Here is a 20,053-nt window from a genome sequence, read left to right on the forward strand (position 1 = left end):
TAGTTATGCCGAAAAAAGCTTAAAAGACTTTCCGGATAAACACCTGACAGATTTTCAAAACCTTGTTGGATGTCGTACGTTATGGAAGTTAGTAAACGAGAATTTCGATCAGTATAATCTAATTATGGAATGCTATAACGTCAAAATGATTGGGTGTTTATGCCGAGAAAGATCTAAAGATTTTCAGGATAAACACCAGACAGGTATTCAAAACCTGTCAGGTGTAAAAGAGAAAAGAGTAAAGTATGCCAGCTTGAATATCTTATTTATTTTTTTAGAAAGTAAACTGTAGTTTGTAAAATAAAAAACCTGCCGGATAAAGATCCGGCAGGTTTGTATCTTTTTCTTTGTTCTTTACTCTTTGATCTCTTTCTGTTTCGTCAGATAATAAACCGGGATTCCGGCCAGCATAATCAAAACGCCCCAACCACAGGTACTGGTTCTGTCGATCAATAAAGCCACGCATATGGCGGTTGCTACAATAATATATAATGCCGGCAACACCGGATAGGCAAATGCTTTGTACGGACGTGGCATGTCCGGCATTTTGCGGCGTAAAATAAAGATTCCGTATATCGTCAGTATATAAAAGATAATTACGATAATCATTACGTAATCCAATAAATCCCCGTACTTACCGGTAAGGCATAAAAAAGACGCCCAGATGCACTGAATCCATAGTCCCCAACCCGGAACACTTGCTTTGTTTAATTCGGCCGCTTTTTTAAAGAAAAGGCCGTCTTTAGCCATGGTGTAATATACGCGCGATCCGGCCATGATCAATCCGTTATTACAACCAAAAGTCGAAATCATAATCATTACCGCGATCACAATCGTACCGGTAGCGCCAAAAATATGTTGGGAAGCTGCTACAGCAACCCGTTCTGATGGGGCAAACGCGATCTCGTTTAATGGCATTACGGCTACATACATCACATTGGCCAGAATATAAATCACACTCACTATCAGGGTGCCTAAAAACAAACTCAGTCCTACGTTTCGTTCCGGTCGTTTGATTTCACCCGAAATAAACGTAACCCCATTCCAGGCATCACTCGAAAACAATGAACCAACCATCGAAGCGGCTATGGCCGAAACCAGTGTGTATCCCGAAATAGCAACCCAGGAATTGGTATCCTTGTTAAACGTTTGCGCATTCCAGGCATCGGCCCAGTTGGCATTCCAGATTTCCGCTTTGGCGGCTAAAATAAAACCGAAAATGATCAATCCGAATAAAGATGCAATCTTGGTAATTGTAAAGACCGTTTGAATGTATTTGCCATTTTTCACACCTTTACTATTGATATAGCTCAGGAAGATAATAGTGGCTATCGAAACCAATTGCGCAGCATTTAATTGAAACGTACCAACCTCAAATAGGATATTGGTATCACTTACCGACGGAATCAGGTAGGCGGTAAATTTAGAAAACGCTACGCCAACAGCGGCAATCGTACCGGTTTGTATGACCGAAAAAAAGCTCCATCCATATAAAAAAGCAATCAGTTTATTATACGATTCTTTAAGGTAGATGTATTGCCCGCCGGCATGTGGAAACATGGCGCTTAGCTCGCCATAACTCACCGCAGCTGTTATGGTGATTAAAGCCGATACAACCCAAATGGCAATCAGCCATCCGGCGCTTCCGATGTTCTGGGTAATTCCGGCGCTGACAATAAAAATTCCGGAGCCAATCATGGAGCCGACTACCAGCATGGTTCCGTCCAGAAGACTTAATTCCCGTTTTAATGTTAGGGTTTCTTTTTGCATGTGTTGTTGTTGATTTATTGAGGATAAATATATGAAAAATGCGTTTTATTATGCTTTTTTTTGTAACTTTCATAAAGACAAAAACAAGACATTATGGAAAGTCCAAAAGAATATTCCAATGGTGAAATTACCATAGTTTGGAAACAACAATTATGTGAACATTCCGGAAATTGCGTTCGTGGACTACCCGAAGTTTTCCGGGCTAAAGTAAGACCCTGGATCGAAGTCCGCAAAGCGGGCTCGGATGAAATTGTGGAACAGATAAAAAAATGCCCTTCGGGTGCTTTGTCATATTACTATAATAAAAAATAAAATGGAAGATCATTTCAAGTTGGTGAACAATGAAGAAAAAAGCCGCTTCGAACTGGAAGTAGACGGACATATCGCTTTTATCGATTATAAAATAAAAGACAAAAAGATATACCTCATCCATACCGAAGTGCCGGCCGAATTGGGAGGAAAAGGGATCGGCAATGCGATTGTACTGAAAACACTTCACTATATAAAAGATAACGGCTATTCATTAGTACCATTGTGTCCTTTTGTGGCGGCCTATATTAAAAGGCACCCGGAATGGGAAGCGATTGTTGCCTAGTAAGAATGCGCTTGATCCCAGCCAAACATTTCCTATCTTTGCCAAATGAATGAGCATTTAGATCCGACTAACCAACGATATAATCCGGAGGAACTTGATTTAGAGAAAAAATTAAGACCGCTGTCTTTTGACGATTTTACCGGACAGGATCAGGTACTGGAAAACCTGAAAGTGTTTGTACAGGCTGCCAATCTTAGAGGGGAAGCACTGGATCATACCTTGTTCCACGGACCGCCCGGTTTGGGGAAAACAACACTGGCCAATATTCTGGCAAATGAGCTGGATGTAAATATCAAGATCACTTCTGGTCCGGTATTGGACAAACCTGGCGATCTGGCCGGTTTGTTGACCAATCTGGACGAACGGGATGTGTTGTTCATTGATGAGATTCACCGGCTAAGTCCTATAGTGGAAGAATACCTGTACTCGGCTATGGAGGATTTTAAAATCGATATCATGATCGAAAGTGGACCAAATGCCAGAACGGTGCAAATTAATCTTAGCCCGTTTACACTGGTTGGTGCGACAACGCGCTCCGGTTTGCTTACCGCGCCGATGCGGGCTCGTTTCGGAATCCAAAGCCGTTTACAATATTATAATACCGAATTGTTAACGACGATTGTACAACGTAGTGCTTCTATCTTAAAAATGCCAATTACCATGGAAGCCGCTATCGAAATTGCCGGCAGAAGTAGGGGAACACCGCGTATTGCAAATGCATTACTCCGTCGTGTTCGTGATTTTGCGCAGATAAAAGGTAACGGAAGAATCGATGTGGAAATTGCCCGTTTCTCGCTGAAAGCCTTGCATGTGGATGCACACGGATTGGACGAAATGGACAACAAAATCCTGACTACAATTATCGATAAGTTTAAAGGCGGACCGGTTGGGTTGTCGACTCTGGCAACGGCGGTATCCGAAAGCGGCGAAACAATCGAAGAAGTATACGAGCCGTTCCTGATTCAGGAAGGGTTTATCATCCGAACACCACGCGGTCGCGAAGTAACCGAAAAAGCCTATAATCATCTGGGGAGAATCCGTCCCGGTGTTCAGGGCGGATTGTTTTAATTAGCATGATCAATAATACAGAGAAATATACCCAATTGATAAAAACCGAAGCCAAACGCCTCGGTTTTTTGTCATGTGGCATATCCCGTGCCGGTTTTCTCGAAGCCGAAGCGCCCCGACTGGAAAAGTGGCTTAATGCCCAGATGAACGGAAAAATGGGGTATATGGAAAATCATTTCGACAAGCGGCTCGATCCGACTTTGTTGGTCGAGGATGCCAAAAGTATTATTTCCCTGACGTTGAATTATTATCCGGAAATCAAACAAAACATGGGGAGTTATAAGATCTCCAAATATGCCTATGGTCAGGATTATCATTATGTGATCAAGGAAAAACTCAAGGAGTTATTGTTTTTTATCCAAAATGAGATCGGGGAAGTGTCCGGTCGCGCTTTTGTCGATTCGGCTCCGGTTTTGGATAAAGCCTGGGCGGCGAAAAGCGGTTTGGGTTGGATCGGGAAAAACAGTAACCTGCTTTCTAAACAGGTGGGGTCGTTTTTCTTTATCGCCGAATTAATCGTAGATCTGGAATTGGATTACGACAATGCGACAACCGATCATTGCGGGAAATGTACGGCCTGTATCGATGCTTGTCCTACTGAAGCGATTGTGGCGCCCTATGTGGTCGATGGGAGTAAGTGTATTTCCTATTTTACGATCGAATTAAAGGAAAATATCCCGTCGGAGGTAAAAGGGAAATTTGACGACTGGATGTTTGGTTGCGATGTGTGTCAGGATGTGTGTCCGTGGAATCGTTTTTCAAAACCACATCAGGAGCCGTTGCTTAAACCGAATGAATCCATATTGTCTTTTTCGAAAAAAGACTGGGAGGAGATTACCGATGAAACCTTCCGAAAGGTTTTTAAGGATTCGGCCGTAAAACGAACCAAGTATGAGGGGTTGGTTCGTAATTTAAACTTCTTGAAAGACTAATTGTCAGTTTTTTACGTCATTAAAAAGTTCTTTTTGGTTTCTTTTTGTTAAATTTATTAGGTGTTTTTTATAAATGAAACATTACTGTGTTAAATAAATAAAATAGTAACATTTAATAATTTAACTTATGAAATTAATTACCTCCCAAATTGCTTTTTTACTGATTGTTTTTTGTACAACCTATGCCCGGGGACAAGTCGGAATAGGAACAGCTCATCCTGATGAGTCGGCGATGCTTCATGTGGCCGGACATGATAAAGGAACGTTGTTGTCCAGAGTTGCGCTGACAGCAAATACCGATACCGAAACGATACGGGATCCGGCGGTAGGATTACTGGTTTATAATACTACGGCAGCTGCCGTGGGAACCAATGCCGAAATACCGACGGGGTATCACTACTGGAATGGAACAAAATGGGTGAATATTGCCGAAACCTCCAATTCCAATGGTAGTAATGCTACTGTTAAAACATATGCGTATGTGGGTGCTTATGCCGGTCAGCTTAATGGAATCAGTGTCGGGGATTTTTCTTTCCGTTTGTTTCTTAGTCCGAATACCACAAGTGGGACGACAAGCGAACGGGTTTCTCCGCAAATCCGAAATAATACCGAAAATAGTATTGATCTTACCGGTTTTGCTGCGATGAATTATGGTAACGGTTCTGGTACAATTAACTATACTTCCGGAACGGTAATTAATACGGCTGTAAATCTGGTTAATCCGAATAGCCGTACGTTACCGGCAAATACCTGGGCTTGGTGGGGCGAATCCGGATTTATCCAGGATTCAGGAGGAAGTACCAGTGAAAAAAGACAATATACCCTAACTGTCGATGATATCAATTATAACAAGTTTTGGCGGGTGGAATTTATGTTTATCAATCCTGGCGGTACGGTGGCATCATTGCCTACAGCTAAATGTATAATTTATGTAGAAGAAGTAAGTAGTACGCCTTAAAATATTTTGTTTAGCCTATTGTTGTACAGCGGGTTATCTTTTTAGATGACCCGCTGTCTTTATAAAAGGGCGCGGTTTTTTAAAATATTCGCTGTTAAAAGTTTCTAAAATTATGTGCATACCGTTATCTTTGTGAGTTAGTAAAATAAAAAACTATGCATAAAGACAGCAAAAGAAGAGAGGCTTTATTATATCATGCGAAACCTACACCCGGAAAAATCCAGGTAGTACCCACTAAAAAATATGCAACACAACGCGATCTGGCATTGGCATATTCCCCGGGAGTTGCAGAGCCATGTTTGGAGATTGAGAAAGATGTAAACAATGTGTATAAGTATACGGCCAAAGGAAACCTGGTAGCAGTGATTTCCAATGGAACGGCTGTCTTGGGATTGGGCGATATCGGACCGGAAGCTTCAAAACCGGTTATGGAAGGTAAAGGACTTTTGTTTAAAATCTTCGCCGATATTGATGTGTTTGATATTGAAGTGGATACCAAAGACGTAGATAAATTTATTGAAACGGTTAAAAATATTGCGCCCACTTTTGGCGGAATCAACCTGGAAGATATTAAAGCACCGGAATCGTTTGAAATCGAACGACGATTGGTGGAAGAATTGAATATTCCGGTAATGCACGACGACCAACACGGAACAGCGATTATTTCGGCTGCAGCCTTATTAAATGCTGTAGAATTGGCCGGGAAGAAAATGGGAGAGGTGAAAATGGTAATCTCCGGAGCCGGTTCGGCAGCTATTGCCTGTGCCAACCTGTATGTGTCGTTTGGTGTTAAACAGGAGAACATCGTAATGTTTAACAGTAAAGGAGCGCTGCGTAAAGGAGATCCTAGAGTTTCCGAAATGCAGGCAAAATATGCTACCGATAAAGAATACGCTTCTCTTGGCGATGCGATGTTAGGAGCCGATGTATTTATCGGTTTGTCTTCGGGCGATATCGTAACACCGGATATGTTAGTTGGAATGGCTGAGAATCCAATTGTTTTTGCCATGGCAAATCCGCGTCCGGAAATCAATTATGACGTCGCTATCGCAACCCGTAAAGATATTATTATGGCTACCGGTCGTTCGGATCATCCTAATCAGGTCAATAACGTACTTGGGTTTCCTTTTATTTTTAGAGGTGCTTTAGACGTTCGTGCAACCAAAATTAATGAAGAAATGAAAAAAGCTGCGGTAGTGGCTTTGGCTAATCTGGCCAAAGAATCCGTACCGGAGCAGGTAAATATCGCGTATGGCGAAACCAAATTAATTTTCGGTAGAGATTATATCATTCCGAAACCGTTTGATCCAAGATTGATTGCCGAAGTTCCACCGGCTGTAGCCAAAGCAGCTATGGAATCAGGAGTGGCAACAGCGCCAATTACCGACTGGGATAAATACCGTGAGGAATTATTGGAACGTATGGGATCGGATAACAAAATGCTACGACTGTTACAGAACCGTGCCAAAACAGATCCGAAGCGTGTCATTTTTGCCGAAGCCGACCACTTGGATGTGTTAAAAGCAGCACAGATCGTTTTGGAAGAAGGTATCGGACAGCCGATCTTATTGGGTAACCGCGAAACCATTTTGGAATTAAAAGCGGAAATCGGTTTCGAAGAGGAAGTGTTGATTATCGACCCGAAAACCAAAGAAGAGGAAGAACGAAGAAATCGTTTTGCCGAAGTATATTGGAAAGCCCGTCAAAGAAGAGGCACAACTTTATTGGATGCTCAGAAGTGGATGCGCGAACGTAACTATTTCGCCGCGATGATGATCAATGAAGGCGAAGCCGATGCTTTGGTAACCGGATATTCCAGAAGTTATCCAACAGTGGTAAAACCAATGTTGGAGCTAATTGAAAAAGCACCTGGTGTTTCAAGAGTTGCGACAACCAACCTGATGATGACCAAACGCGGACCATTATTCCTGGCTGATACAGCAATCAATCCGAATCCTTCAGCGGAAGATTTGGCTAAAATTGCGTTGATGACCGCCAAAACGGTAAAAATGTTCGGTATGGAACCGGTGATTGCCATGGTGTCGTTCTCGAATTTTGGATCATCTAAAAATGAAGGCGCTTCCAAAGTACGCGAAGCAGTGGCCTATTTGCATAAAAACCACCCGGATTTAATTGTGGACGGTGAGATTCAAACCGACTTTGCGTTGAATTCGGATATGCTAAAAAGCAAATTCCCATTCTCAAAACTGGCGAATAAAAAAGTAAATACCCTGATTTTTCCAAATCTGGATGCCGCCAATATCACCTATAAGATGATAAAAGAGTTGTATAAATCGGTGTCGATCGGACCAATCATGTTAGGATTGGAGAAACCGGTACATATTTTCCAGTTAGGAGCCAGTGTAGAAGAAATGGTGAATATGGCTGCCGTTGCGGTTGTCGATGCTCAGGAAAAAGAGAAGCGGTCGAAACAACAATCAGTAAAGAAATAATTACGGGTAACGGAACAAAATAGTCACTTTGTACTATAAAATTAGGATAGTAAAAGATTTTTCTTATTTTTGGTAATAACGAATACGGGTCAATATGATTGCACATATTAAGGGACGGCTTGCCGAAAAGTCGCCAACAGAGGTAATTATAGATTGTAATGGCGTAGGATATCAGATCCATATCTCGCTCCATACGTTTTCGTTATTACCAGATACGGAAAATATTAAGCTCTATACGTTTCTTCAGATTAAAGAAGATGCGCATACCCTTTTTGGTTTTGTCGAAAAAGCCGAAAGAGAACTGTTTAAACTACTGATTTCTGTTTCCGGTGTCGGAGCAGGAACTGCACGGACGATGCTCTCGTCTATTCCTCCACAACAAATTATCCATGCTATAGCCAATAACGATGTCGCGACGGTCCAGTCTATTAAAGGAATCGGGGCTAAAACGGCGCAACGCGTTATTCTGGATCTGAAGGATAAAGTGCTTAAAGTTTATAATTTAGAGGAAGTTTCGGCAGTAGAAAGCAATACAAATAAAAATGAAGCGTTATCAGCTTTGGAGGTTTTGGGATTCCTGAGGAAATCAGCCGAAAAAGTAGTTGATAAAATTGTTAAAGATAATCCAGATGCTTCTGTGGAATCAATCATTAAACTAGCTTTAAAAAATTTATAATTCTTGGAAACATTTTACTCGCATGATTTTTTTAAGAAGATAAAGACCGGACTCACGATTTTGGTTTTATTCTTTTGTTTTTCTGTCCAGGCTCAGGTTGACGAAGAAGAACAGGATTCTGTTAAAACCGGTTCTTCAGTAGGAAAACTTAATATCTCCAATCCGAAAAGTATTGTAGAAGCTTATACCTATGATCCGGTAACCAACCGGTATATCTATACCAAAACATTCGACGGTTTTAATATTAATTACCCGATCATCCTAACGCCAAAGGAATATGAAGAGTTGGTGTTGCGAGAGTCCATGCGAGACTATTTCAAGAAAAAATCAAGTGCTATCGACGGTAAAAAAGAAGGTAGCGAAAATGCGAAAAAAGATTTATTACCGCGATATTATGTAAATTCCAATTTCTTCGAAGCCATCTTTGGAGGAAATACAATCGACGTAAAACCGCTCGGTTCCGTTGAAGTGGATTTGGGAATGCGGTATACCAAACAGGATAACCCGGCATTTTCGCCTAGAAACCGTTCTACCTTTACTTTCGATTTCGACCAGCGAATCAGTTTGAGTTTACAAGGAAAAGTAGGAACCCGTTTAAATGTAAATGCCAACTACGATACCCAGTCGACTTTTGCTTTCCAGAATTTAATTAAATTAGAATATACACCAACCGAAGACGATATTATTAAAAAGATCGAAGTCGGAAACGTAAGCTTGCCGCTAAACAGTTCTTTGATCCGTGGCGCGCAAAGTCTTTTCGGGGTGAAAGCGCAATTCCAGTTTGGGAAGACGACCATTACCGGGGTTTTCTCCGAACAGAAATCACAAACAAAAACCGTTACCGCGCAAGGTGGTGGAACAATCCAGGAATTCCAGTTATTTGCATTGGATTATGATTCCGACCGACACTATTTCCTGTCGCAGTATTTCCGCAATCGTTATGACGAAGCCTTAAAGCAGTATCCGCAAATTAACAGCCGGGTACAGATTACCCGTGTGGAAGTTTGGATCACCAACAAACAAAACCGTGTTAGTGGTACCGATAACAACCTGCGTAACATTATGGCGTTACAGGATTTGGGAGAGGCGCAACAATTGGGTGTGCCTGATGCCAGCATCATTGGAATCCCTTCCGGTGGATTTTTTAACCAGCCTTCGGGATCTCCTGTTGATAATAAAAATAACAAATTCGATCCCGGAGCGATCGGAACCAACTACCTGAATTCGGGTATCCGTGAAATTGTAAACGGAAGTGCCGGATTTAGTGTGCCAGCCTATAACGTGGTCGAAGGTAAAGATTACGCCAAATTGGAAAATGCGCGTAAATTATCGTCCAACGAATATACCTATCACCAGCAATTGGGATACATCTCGTTAAACCAGCGTTTGGCAAACGACGAAGTATTGGCAGTAGCCTACCAGTATACCATCGGGGATAAAGTATACCAGGTTGGGGAATTCGGAACCGATGGTATCGATGCCACACAGGTTCAAAACGGAATCCCGTCGACACAAAGTCTTATCGTAAAATTATTAAAAAGTAACCTGACCAACGTAAACCAGCCCATCTGGAATTTGATGATGAAAAATATCTATCAGATCCCGGGTGCTTACCAGTTGTCGCAGGAAGATTTCCGTTTTAATATTTTGTATACCGACCCATCACCGTTAAACTATATTGTTCCGGCTGGTCCGGGCAGTGGATCGCAACCCGCGATTCCATTACCGGGTGATGTGGAAAATACACCATTGATTAAAGTTTTCAATGTAGACCGTCTGAATTATACGAACGACCCGCAGGTAGGGGGCGACGGTTTCTTCGATTTTGTTCCGGGTATTACGGTCGATCAGCAAAATGGACGTATCATCTTTACTACTGTAGAGCCATTCGGGGATCACCTTTTTGAAAAATTACGATCCAACGGAAATGAAAATTATGATGGTGACGTAACCAGTGGTATCGATTATAATGCCAACCAGCGTAAATATGTATTCCGAAACCTGTATAAAACCACTCAGGCGGGTGCATTACAGGATAGTGATAAAAATAAGTTCCAGTTAAAAGGTAAATTCAAATCCTCGGGAGGGGACGGTATTGCGATTGGAGCCTTTAACGTACCACAGGGGTCGGTTGTTGTAACCGCCGGTGGACGTCGTTTGGTTGAAGGTGTGGATTATACCGTAGATTATCAGAGAGGACGCGTACAAATCCTGGATCCGTCTTTACAGGCGTCCAGTATTCCGATTGAAGTGTCGTTGGAGAATAACGCCATCTTTGGTCAGCAAACCCGACGTTTTTACGGTTTAAACGTGGAACACAAATTCTCGGATAAATTCCTGGTAGGAGGTACGTTCCTACGATTATCGGAACGTCCGTTTACACAAAAATCAAACTACGGTCAGGAGTCGGTAAACAATACCATTTATGGTCTAAATACCAATTTCTCTACCGAAGTACCCTTCTTTACCCGTTTGGTAAACAAACTTCCGAATGTGGATACCGATGTACCGTCGAACTTATCCTTCCGTGGAGAGATCGCCTATTTACAACCGGGTGCTTCTACCGCGGATCAGTTTAACGGGGAAGCGACAACTTATATCGATGACTTCGAAGGTTCGCAGACTACCATCGATATGCGTTCGGCTCAGGCCTGGTCGTTGGCGAGTACGCCGGTGGGCTACGGAGACGAATTGACGGCTCCGGATTATGGTTTCCGAAGAGCAAAATTATCATGGTATTCTATTGACCCGACCTTCTATGCGTCGTCGCAATTACCGGCCGGTTTATCGGTAGATGATATTTCTTCAAACCGTACCCGTCGTATTTATAGTCAGGAGTTATATCCGGTTACGGATATTGCACAGGGGCAAAGTACGGTGGTCAATACACTCGATTTAACCTACTATCCAAAGGAAAGAGGGCCGTATAACTTTAGCCCGTTGGCAAATCCTTCTGATAACTCCTTAGCCAACCCACAAAATAACTGGGGTGGTATTATGAGAGCGATTAACTCAACCAACTTCGAACAGTCGAATGTGGAGTATATCCAGTTCTGGATGATGGATCCGTATTACGGTTCCGATGTTCAGGGGATTACAACCAATGAAGGGAAATTAACGTTCAATATTGGAGAGATTTCGGAAGACATCTTAAAAGACGGAAGAAAATTCTATGAAAACGGATTAGGGCCGAACCAGGTTCTGGTACAACCGCAAGGTCCTTGGGGGAATGTGCCGGCGTCGCAATCGCTAATCTATGCGTTCGATACCAATGAAGGGAATCGTGAAGCGCAGGATGTTGGTTTGGATGGATTGAACGATGCCGAAGAAGCAGCAAAATTCCCTGCTTTTGCCAGTAATCCCGATCCCGCTGCCGATAACTACCAGTACTTCTTAAATGCACAAGGAAATATTATTCAGCGTTACCGAAATTATAATGGTGTTCAGGGGAACTCGCCAATCGCCGTTTCGGATACCAACCGTGGATCGACAACCTTACCGGATGTAGAGGATATCAACCGTGATAACACGATGAATACGATTAATGCGTATTGGAAGTTCGAAGTTCCGGTGAAATATTATCCGGGTGAAGTTCCGGTGGGACAGGATTATATTGCCGACGTTCGGGTAAACAATAACGTTGACCTTGCCAATGGTGGTACCGGTCGTGTACGTTGGATCTTATATAAAATTCCAATTCTGGAAGCAACCAGTGCCAATCAGGAAGGTTCAATTTCCGATTTCCGTTCGATCCGTTTTATGAGAATGTTTATGTCGAACTTCTCCGATCAGATCACATTGCGTTTCGGAGCTTTAGATTTGGTACGTGGGGAGTGGAGACGTTATACCGGAACACTGGATCCAAACGAAACCGAACAACAAAACGAAAATGACAATACCGGGTTTGACGTAGTAGCGGTAAACATCCAGGAAAATGGCAACCGTTTGCCAATTCCGTATGTAACACCTCCGGGAGTAACCCGCGAACAATTATACAACAACAATACGATTATCAACCAAAACGAGCAATCGTTATCGTTGCGTGTTTATAAAAAAGATGCGAACCTTCCGGGATTAGGAGGTTTGGAACCGGGCGATGCCAGAGCGGTGTTTAAAAACGTAAGTGTGGATATGCGTCAGTTTAAAAAACTACGTATGTTCCTTCACGCCGAAGCTTTGCAACCACCGGCCGAAACACAACCGTTAATGGCCGATCAGATGGTAGCGTTTATCCGTTTTGGTAACGACTTTACCCAAAACTTCTACCAGGTGGAGATTCCGCTTAAACCGTCGGCTTTCTCGTCGCGTTCGGCAGAAGAAATCTGGCCTGCGGATAATCAAATCGATTTAAGTCTGGAATTGTTAACCAAATTAAAAGTACTCGCATTACAAGGAAACCTGCCGAATCCGGTGGATCCGTTAACGGGTATCGGATATGCACGTGAGGATGTCCTGGATCCGTCATTGTCTGGAAAACCAAATATGCTGACATTAGGTATTAAAGGTAATCCGAACTTTGGTCTGGTACGTACCTTAATGGTCGGGGTGAAAAATATCTCCACTCAGGAAGTGCGCGGGGAAGTTTGGTTTAACGAATTGCGGATGTCTGATATGGATAACAAAGGCGGTATGGCGGCTATTGCTAATTTAGATACCAACTTTGCCGACCTGATGAATATTTCGGCAACCGGTAGAATGAGTACCATCGGTTTCGGAACATTAGAACAGGGACCTAACGAAAGAAGTCGTGAGGATTCCAAACAATATAACATCGTTACCAACATTAACATCGGTAAATTATTGCCAAAGAAATGGGGAATCAACTTGCCGTTTAACTATGGGGTGGGTGAGGAGATCATTACACCGCAATACGATCCGTTTAATCAGGATATCAAGCTGCAACAGTTGTTGGATGTAACTGCCGATGGCGCTGAAAAAGACAATATCCGCAACCGTGCGATTAATTATACCAAACGTAAAAGTATCAACTTTATCGGGGTGAAAAAAGACCGGGCACCGGAACAGAAACAGCACGTGTATGATGTAGAAAATCTAACCTTGTCGTACTCGTTTAACGAAATGGAACACCACGATTTTGAAGTGGAAAGTTTGGTGGATCAGCAGGTGAAAACCTCAGCCGATTATGCCTATACATTCAAGCCAAAAGCTGTGGAGCCGTTTAAGAAAACGAAGTTTATGAAGAAAAGCAGCTACTGGAAGATGTTGAGCGATTTTAATTTTAATTACCTGCCAACAACCATTTCATTCAGCTCGACCATTTTGCGTCAGTATAACAGACAACAGTTCCGACAAGTGGAAGGGGTAGATGGTATTGGAATCGATCCGTTGTACCGAAGAAATTACTTCTTTAATTACCAATACGGATTCAACTATAACCTGACGAAATCATTGCGTATTAATTATAGTGCGTCATCCAATAATATCGTTCGAAATTATCTGGATGAAAATAAAATACCGGATCCGACAAATACTATCTGGGATAGCTATTTTGATATCGGAGAGCCAAACAATCATACGCAACAGTTAAACGTAAATTACGATCTGCCGATAAATAAATTGCCGTTCTTAAGCTTTGTAAAATCGACCTATACGTATACCGGTGATTACAACTGGCAACGTTCGTCGGATGCTTTCTCGTCGATCGATGGTTACGATTTGGGGAACACGATTCAGAATGCAGCGTCACACCGATTGAATACGGTATTGACAATGGATAATTTCTATAAGTATATCGGTCTGACCAAACAACGTAGAAAAGCAGTGCCAAAAGCGAATACACCGGCTCCGAAAGCTCCGGTTCCGGGTCAGAAAATTACCCAGATCCAGCAAGCTCCGGAAGACAAACCAAATGTGATTATCGACGGTTTGATCGGATTGGCAACCAGTGTGAAAAATATTCAGATTAACTATACCGATAATGGTGGTACCGTACTTCCGGGGTATTTACCGAAAGTAGGTTTCTTCGGAACCATGCAACCGTCGTTAGGATTTATTATGGGTAGCCAGTCGGATATTCGTTATGAAGCAGCCAAAAACGGATGGTTAACTACTTATCCGGAATTCAACCAGAGTTTTACACAGGTGCGTAATAAATTATTGGATATTACCGCACAGGTAGAACCGTTTAATGATTTAAAAATTGACTTAAATGCGAATCGTACCTATTCGCAGAATTTCTCAGAACAGTACGATGTGGATGCATTCGGAAATTATAACGCCCGTTCGCCTTACGATTTTGGTAACTTCTCGATTTCAACAGTGTTGATTAAAACAGCGTTTTCAAGAAGTGACGAAACCGGTTCGGATGCGTTTAACGATTTTAGAGAAAACCGATTGACCATTGCAAGACGTTTGGCAACCGAAAGAGGTCTGGATCCGAATAATACTACTCCGGATGGTTATCCGGTTGGATTTGGAAGAAATAGCCAGGCGGTATTATTACCAGCATTCCTTGCTGCTTATACCGGAACAAGCGCTTCAAGTGTGTCAACAGGAATTTTCCGCGATGTGCCAATTCCGAACTGGAATATAAAATATACCGGATTGATGCGTTATGGGTTCTTTAAAGAAAATTTCAAACGATTCTCATTACAACACGGTTATCGTGCCTCGTATACGGTAAGTTCATTCCGTTCGAATTTCGATTACGATGCCGATCCGAATGCTATTAACCCGACAACAGGAAACTATCCGGTGAAAACAATTGTAGCGAATGTCAACTTAGTGGAGCAGTTTAATCCGTTGATGCGAGTGGATTTTGAAATGAAAAACTCATTCAAGATTTTAGCCGAAATGAAAAAAGACCGAAGCTTATCATTGAGTTTCGATAACGGATTGTTAACCGAAGTGAAAGGAAATGAGTATACGCTGGAATTTGGATATCGTTTTAAAGATGTTACAATCAACTCCAAACTGGCCGATAATCCAATGGGTGTGATTCGTAGTGATATTAACCTGAAAGCGAATTTAACATTGCGTCAAAATCAGACGATCGTTCGTTATTTGGATTACGATAATAACCAGTTGGCTGGTGGTCAGGATATCTGGTCGTTAAAATTAACAGCCGATTATATGTTCAGTAAAAACCTGACAGCGATTTTCTATTACGACCATTCGTTCTCGCAGGCGGTGATCTCGACTTCGTTCCCGATGACGAATATCCGTTCCGGTTTTACACTGCGATATAACTTCGGAAATTAATAAGCAAAACATTTTAAAGTTACCGCTAATAAAATTACATTTGTCAATAAAAATAAACACAATGAATATACCATCTAACTTAAAGTACACAAAAGATCACGAATGGGTTAGCCTTGACGGCGAGATTGCAACGATTGGAATTACTGATTTTGCACAAAAAGAATTGGGAGATATCGTTTATGTTGAAGTGGAAACATTGGATCAGACACTGGACAAAGACGAAGTTTTCGGAACCGTTGAAGCGGTAAAAACAGTATCGGATTTGTTCTTGCCTTTAACAGGAGAGATCATTGAATTTAACGAAGATTTAGAGTCGGAACCGGAAAGTGTGAACACCGATCCTTACGGAGCGGGATGGATGATCAAAGTAAAAATCAGCAATCCGGCTGAAGTGGAAGGACTTTTGTCAAGCGACGATTATAAAGCCTTGATTGGTGCGTAAACTCAATCTTTTACTCGCATTAGTGTGGTCGTTAGTGATAGGTATTGCCTGTCTGATAACCATTAATACCAATGTGGGTGGGAAAATTCCTTTTAAAGATAAGTTTGTACATTTCGTTTTTTACTTCCTGTTTACAATTTTGTGGTTTCGGACACTCGATAGTAGATTCCCGAATGAACCATTGGTAAAAAAACTACGAATCGTATTTCTTTTCGGTTTTTGCTATGGTGTTGGAATTGAAATCTGTCAGGGACTGTTTACAGCAACAAGATCGGCAGACATTTTTGATGTACTGGCCAATACCACAGGAGGACTTATAGCAATAGCATTGCTGTATCTAAATAGAAGTCAGAAGCTGAAAGACTAAATTAATTGCAACATAGTAATCCCACTTTTGTGGGATTTTTTTATTTTTATACCATGGATATTAGAAATTATTTAGACTCGACCTATTTAAAAACCGCCGAACAGGCTGGTGTTTCAGAAACGGAAAACCGAAAAATTGTAGCCGACTATGTTGCGGAGGCGATTCGGGAAAAATTTAAACTGATTATGATTCGCCCGGATATGGTAGCCATGGCCAGAACGATGATCGCTGAAAATAATTCGGCCGTAACCATCGGAACGGTTATCGATTTTCCAAACGGTAACGGAACACTGGAAGAGAAACTGCAAGAAGCGGAGCAGGCGATTCAGGATGGTGCGGACGATCTCGATTTTGTAGTAGATTACGAAGCGTTTAAACGTGGCGAAACCGATAAGGTTAAAAAAGATGTCCTGGAATGTACCCGTTTGGGATTGTCGCATAATAAAATTGTAAAATGGATTATCGAAATAGCCGCTCTAAATGATCATCAAATTGTACAATTGTCTGCATTGATAAAGAATGTGGTTATTGCCAATTTTAAAGAAAATCAATACGAATCGGTTTTTGTAAAATCATCAACCGGGTTTTATAAAACCGAAGATGGGAAGCCAAATGGCGCTACCGTACCCGGAATAAAGCTAATGCTCGAAAATTCATTCCCATTACCGGTAAAAGCAGCCGGTGGTGTACGTACGCGTAATGAAGCCCTCGAAATGATTCAACTGGGCGTGAAAAGAATCGGTACGTCCTCGGCGAAAGCCATCGCTCATGGCGAAAATTCAAATAGCGAATATTAAACCCTGTAGTACATGAGGCATTTATGGTGCGTAGCATTGTTGTTCCTTGGAATAACAAATTCTTTCTCTCAAACAGAAAGCGAGCAGTTTCCGGTTTTTAAGGACTGTAGAAATAATCCCCCAAAAGATCAGGAATCCTGCTTTAATGCTAAAGTTCAGGATTTTTTCTATTCGCATTTTAAGGTGCCGCAGCAAGTAACGGATGCGAATTATAAAGGGACCGTTATCGCCTTGTTTGAAGTCGATTCGACCGGGACTTTTAAACCCTTGTATATCGATGCGGCCTACCCGGAACTGAAAGAGGAAACCAAAAGGGTTTTTGAGCAGTTCGAAAAGGTAGAGCCGGCAAAATTTGCAGGCCGGGCAACCTATGCTAAATATACGGTGCGTATTGCTATTCCGTTGGAAAAACCGGTAACGGATGAAACAACAGCTGTAGCGACTACTTCCGGAAAAACCAATCCGAAAGTGCAACGGGAACTGGATGAGTTTGATAAAATCGTTAGCAAGCCCTTCCGGAATCCGCAGTTTAAAAGCCATTTGAATATTCCTTTCTCACATCAGAATTATGCCGTTTTCGATGCGGCCGTAAATCAGGTGGGTAGTAATAATCATTCGGCTTCCAAACCGTATTCCTATGCAGAAGTATCCAAATATTACGATTTCGATAAAGAACAGCAAAAACTGCTTAAAAATAAAACCTCCTGGTGGGGACGAAAACTCTGGAACGAAAACCTGGTTGCCATTCAGGGTGACGGCTATTGGTTTACGATCAATCCGATCTTCGACCTGCGCGTTGGAAAAGATATGGATAGCGAACTCAAATATACCTATGTAAACACTCGTGGGATTCATGTTCAGGGAGCGTTGGGTGAGCAGCTCACGTTCTCGAGTTCGGTTTATGAAAGTCAGGGGCGTTTTGCGGATTATTACAACCGCTATGCCGAGTCGATTAAACCATCGGGTGGAAATCCGGCGATTATTCCGGGTATCGGTATTGCGAAAGAATTTAATGGCGATGGTTATGATTTTCCATTGGCTGAAGCTAATATATCCTATACACCCAATAAATTTATCAACCTGCAATTGGGATACGGTCGGAATTTTATCGGGGATGGCTATCGTTCGCTGATTTTTAGTGATGTAGCGAGTCCTTACCCGTATTTTAAAATCAATACGACGTTTTGGAAAATCAAATATACCAATACGTATATGTGGCTAAAAGATGTCCGCAATGACGTAACGGCCGAAAAAACCTATGCGACCAAATATATGGCGAATCATTACCTAAGCTGGAATGTGTCGAAGCGTTGGAATATGGGATTCTTTGAATCGGTGGTTTGGAGTAATACGAACGACCGTGGTTTTGATTTTAGTTTTGTGAATCCGATCATTTTTTACCGTGCGGTGGAGTTTACTTCGTCTTCCAAAAGTGGAAATGCCGTTTTGGGACTTACCTCGAAGTATAAGCTGAGCAACCAAATGAATATCTACGGACAATTCCTGTTGGATGAGTTTTCATTAAGCGATATTAAAGCCGGAAACGGAAGCTGGAAAAATAAATATGGCTTCCAGATCGGAGGAAAATATTACGATGCGTTTAAAATTAAAAACCTGATGTTGCAGGCCGAATACAATTATGTGCGTCCGTATGTGTATTCGCATAGTAATGTGTTAACGAACTACGGACATAACAACCAAAGTATGGGACACCTTTGGGGTGCCAATCTGAAAGAAGTGATGGGAATTGCCCGTTACTACTACGGCCGTTGGTTTGTCGATGCAAAGTTGATTTACGGACAAAGAGGTCTTGATTTTAATACGGCTGATAATACCTATAATTACGGTGGTGATATCTATCGGAATTATGACGAAGACCGGCCATATGACACCGGAGTCGTTACCGGACAAGGGAATAAGACCAATGTTTTAATGGCAGATCTTCAGGCGGGTTATCTGGTCAATCCGGCGATGAACCTGAAAATATTCGGGAATGTAATCTATAGAAACTTCGATCCGACTACCGAAACACCAACGGTAGTAAAAAGTTCGACAACCTGGTTTTCAGTCGGTTTGCGGGTGGATTTGTTTAATTGGTATTATGATTTTTAATTATTTTTTGTAACTTTAGTATTATAACTACTAAAAAACATCATTTTATGAGAATAATAAAAAATATTATACTGTTCTTTCTGGCGATTATTGTCTTGCTACTCGTGGCAGGTTTGTTTGTGAAAAAAGATTATGCTATTGAAAGAGAAATAGTGATCAACAAACCTAAAGCGGAAGTGTTCGATTATATACGGCATATTAAAAACCAGGATAATTTTAGTGTCTGGAATCAGAAAGATCCGGCAATGAAAAAAGATTATAAAGGAAACGATGGAGAAGTTGGTTTTGTTTATGCCTGGGAAAGTACCAATAAGGAAGTTGGAAAAGGTGAGCAGGAAATTGTTCGTATTGTCGATGGCGATCGGGTAGACATGAAGTTGCGTTTTAAAGAACCAATGGAAGCCGATGATGATGCGTATATGATAACCGAAGCGGTATCGGAAAACCAAACCAAAGTAAAATGGGGTTTTAAAGGTTCGATCAATTATCCGATGAATCTGCTGTTGCTGTTTATGGATATGGAAAAAGAACTGGGTGGTGCTTTGGAAACCGGCTTGAAGGATATGAAAGCCATATTGGAAAAACAATAAAAATTTACGAAGAGAGGTTGAAGGACCTCTCTTTTTTGTTAAAACTGCTGTTTGCGGTTGATTTTAAGGCTT

General features: G+C 41.8%; 14 protein-coding genes. 13 read left to right on the forward strand and 1 reads right to left on the reverse strand.

Annotated features, from left to right (window positions below; all coding sequences use genetic code 11):
• Nucleotides 1-354 precede the first annotated feature (354 nt).
• The gene (locus tag ABFU83_RS17005; protein ID WP_347067678.1) at nucleotides 355-1,770 is read right to left on the reverse strand and encodes an amino acid permease; all 1,416 of its coding nucleotides are present in this window, start codon (nucleotides 1,768-1,770) and stop codon (nucleotides 355-357) included.
• Between the two features lie 93 nt (nucleotides 1,771-1,863).
• On the opposite strand from ABFU83_RS17005, the gene ABFU83_RS17010 reads away from it, so the two are divergent.
• The 13 genes from ABFU83_RS17010 (at nucleotide 1,864) to ABFU83_RS17070 (ending at nucleotide 19,981) form a co-directional block, all read left to right on the forward strand.
• Nucleotides 1,864-2,082, forward strand: a complete 219-nt coding sequence (locus ABFU83_RS17010) for a (4Fe-4S)-binding protein (RefSeq protein ID WP_347067679.1) — start codon at nucleotides 1,864-1,866, stop codon at nucleotides 2,080-2,082.
• Between the two features lies 1 nt (nucleotide 2,083).
• Nucleotides 2,084-2,365 carry a GNAT family N-acetyltransferase gene (locus ABFU83_RS17015; RefSeq protein WP_347067680.1) on the forward strand — a complete coding sequence of 94 codons (282 nt, stop codon included), beginning with the start codon at nucleotides 2,084-2,086 and terminating at the stop codon, nucleotides 2,363-2,365.
• 45 nt (nucleotides 2,366-2,410) lie between these two features.
• The gene (gene ruvB / locus ABFU83_RS17020; protein ID WP_347067682.1) at nucleotides 2,411-3,433 is read left to right on the forward strand and encodes a Holliday junction branch migration DNA helicase RuvB; all 1,023 of its coding nucleotides are present in this window, start codon (nucleotides 2,411-2,413) and stop codon (nucleotides 3,431-3,433) included.
• A gap of 5 nt (nucleotides 3,434-3,438) precedes the next feature.
• Nucleotides 3,439-4,365, forward strand: a complete 927-nt coding sequence (gene queG / locus ABFU83_RS17025) for a tRNA epoxyqueuosine(34) reductase QueG (protein WP_347067684.1) — start codon at nucleotides 3,439-3,441, stop codon at nucleotides 4,363-4,365.
• A 127-nt stretch (nucleotides 4,366-4,492) separates the two neighbouring features.
• Nucleotides 4,493-5,323: a hypothetical protein gene (locus ABFU83_RS17030; RefSeq protein ID WP_347067686.1), complete on the forward strand. Its 831-nt coding sequence runs from the start codon at nucleotides 4,493-4,495 to the stop codon at nucleotides 5,321-5,323.
• 155 nt (nucleotides 5,324-5,478) lie between these two features.
• Complete coding sequence (locus ABFU83_RS17035; protein ID WP_347067688.1) at nucleotides 5,479-7,776, forward strand: NADP-dependent malic enzyme; 2,298 nt, start codon at nucleotides 5,479-5,481, stop codon at nucleotides 7,774-7,776.
• A gap of 94 nt (nucleotides 7,777-7,870) precedes the next feature.
• Nucleotides 7,871-8,452 carry a Holliday junction branch migration protein RuvA gene (gene ruvA, locus ABFU83_RS17040; RefSeq protein WP_136403847.1) on the forward strand — a complete coding sequence of 194 codons (582 nt, stop codon included), beginning with the start codon at nucleotides 7,871-7,873 and terminating at the stop codon, nucleotides 8,450-8,452.
• A gap of 3 nt (nucleotides 8,453-8,455) precedes the next feature.
• Entirely contained in the window at nucleotides 8,456-15,673 is a 7,218-nt protein-coding gene (gene sprA / locus ABFU83_RS17045; RefSeq protein WP_347067690.1) for a cell surface protein SprA, read from the forward strand.
• A 61-nt stretch (nucleotides 15,674-15,734) separates the two neighbouring features.
• Nucleotides 15,735-16,115 carry a glycine cleavage system protein GcvH gene (gcvH, locus tag ABFU83_RS17050; protein WP_347067692.1) on the forward strand — a complete coding sequence of 127 codons (381 nt, stop codon included), beginning with the start codon at nucleotides 15,735-15,737 and terminating at the stop codon, nucleotides 16,113-16,115.
• Complete coding sequence (locus ABFU83_RS17055; protein ID WP_347067694.1) at nucleotides 16,108-16,482, forward strand: VanZ family protein; 375 nt, start codon at nucleotides 16,108-16,110, stop codon at nucleotides 16,480-16,482. Before gcvH ends, ABFU83_RS17055 begins: the two co-directional genes overlap by 8 nt.
• A gap of 53 nt (nucleotides 16,483-16,535) precedes the next feature.
• The gene (gene deoC, locus ABFU83_RS17060) at nucleotides 16,536-17,279 is read left to right on the forward strand and encodes a deoxyribose-phosphate aldolase (protein WP_347067696.1); all 744 of its coding nucleotides are present in this window, start codon (nucleotides 16,536-16,538) and stop codon (nucleotides 17,277-17,279) included.
• 12 nt (nucleotides 17,280-17,291) lie between these two features.
• On the forward strand, nucleotides 17,292-19,391 hold the full coding sequence (locus ABFU83_RS17065) for a gliding motility protein RemB (protein WP_347067698.1): 2,100 nt from the start codon (nucleotides 17,292-17,294) through the stop codon (nucleotides 19,389-19,391).
• Nucleotides 19,392-19,438: 47 nt separating this feature from the next.
• Nucleotides 19,439-19,981 carry an SRPBCC family protein gene (locus tag ABFU83_RS17070; protein ID WP_347067700.1) on the forward strand — a complete coding sequence of 181 codons (543 nt, stop codon included), beginning with the start codon at nucleotides 19,439-19,441 and terminating at the stop codon, nucleotides 19,979-19,981.
• Nucleotides 19,982-20,053 lie beyond the last annotated feature (72 nt).

Source organism: Flavobacterium sp. WV_118_3 (genome assembly GCF_039778605.1).
In the GTDB taxonomy this organism is placed as follows: domain Bacteria; phylum Bacteroidota; class Bacteroidia; order Flavobacteriales; family Flavobacteriaceae; genus Flavobacterium.

Coding starts and splice junctions, on each gene's coding strand:
- ABFU83_RS17005 (WP_347067678.1), bottom strand. CDS start 1,770: ATGCAAAAAGAAACCCTAACATTAAAACGGGAATTAAGTCTTCTGGAC.
- ABFU83_RS17010 (WP_347067679.1), top strand. CDS start 1,864: ATGGAAAGTCCAAAAGAATATTCCAATGGTGAAATTACCATAGTTTGG.
- ABFU83_RS17015 (WP_347067680.1), top strand. CDS start 2,084: ATGGAAGATCATTTCAAGTTGGTGAACAATGAAGAAAAAAGCCGCTTC.
- ruvB (WP_347067682.1), top strand. CDS start 2,411: ATGAATGAGCATTTAGATCCGACTAACCAACGATATAATCCGGAGGAA.
- queG (WP_347067684.1), top strand. CDS start 3,439: ATGATCAATAATACAGAGAAATATACCCAATTGATAAAAACCGAAGCC.
- ABFU83_RS17030 (WP_347067686.1), top strand. CDS start 4,493: ATGAAATTAATTACCTCCCAAATTGCTTTTTTACTGATTGTTTTTTGT.
- ABFU83_RS17035 (WP_347067688.1), top strand. CDS start 5,479: ATGCATAAAGACAGCAAAAGAAGAGAGGCTTTATTATATCATGCGAAA.
- ruvA (WP_136403847.1), top strand. CDS start 7,871: ATGATTGCACATATTAAGGGACGGCTTGCCGAAAAGTCGCCAACAGAG.
- gcvH (WP_347067692.1), top strand. CDS start 15,735: ATGAATATACCATCTAACTTAAAGTACACAAAAGATCACGAATGGGTT.
- deoC (WP_347067696.1), top strand. CDS start 16,536: ATGGATATTAGAAATTATTTAGACTCGACCTATTTAAAAACCGCCGAA.
- ABFU83_RS17065 (WP_347067698.1), top strand. CDS start 17,292: ATGAGGCATTTATGGTGCGTAGCATTGTTGTTCCTTGGAATAACAAAT.
- ABFU83_RS17070 (WP_347067700.1), top strand. CDS start 19,439: ATGAGAATAATAAAAAATATTATACTGTTCTTTCTGGCGATTATTGTC.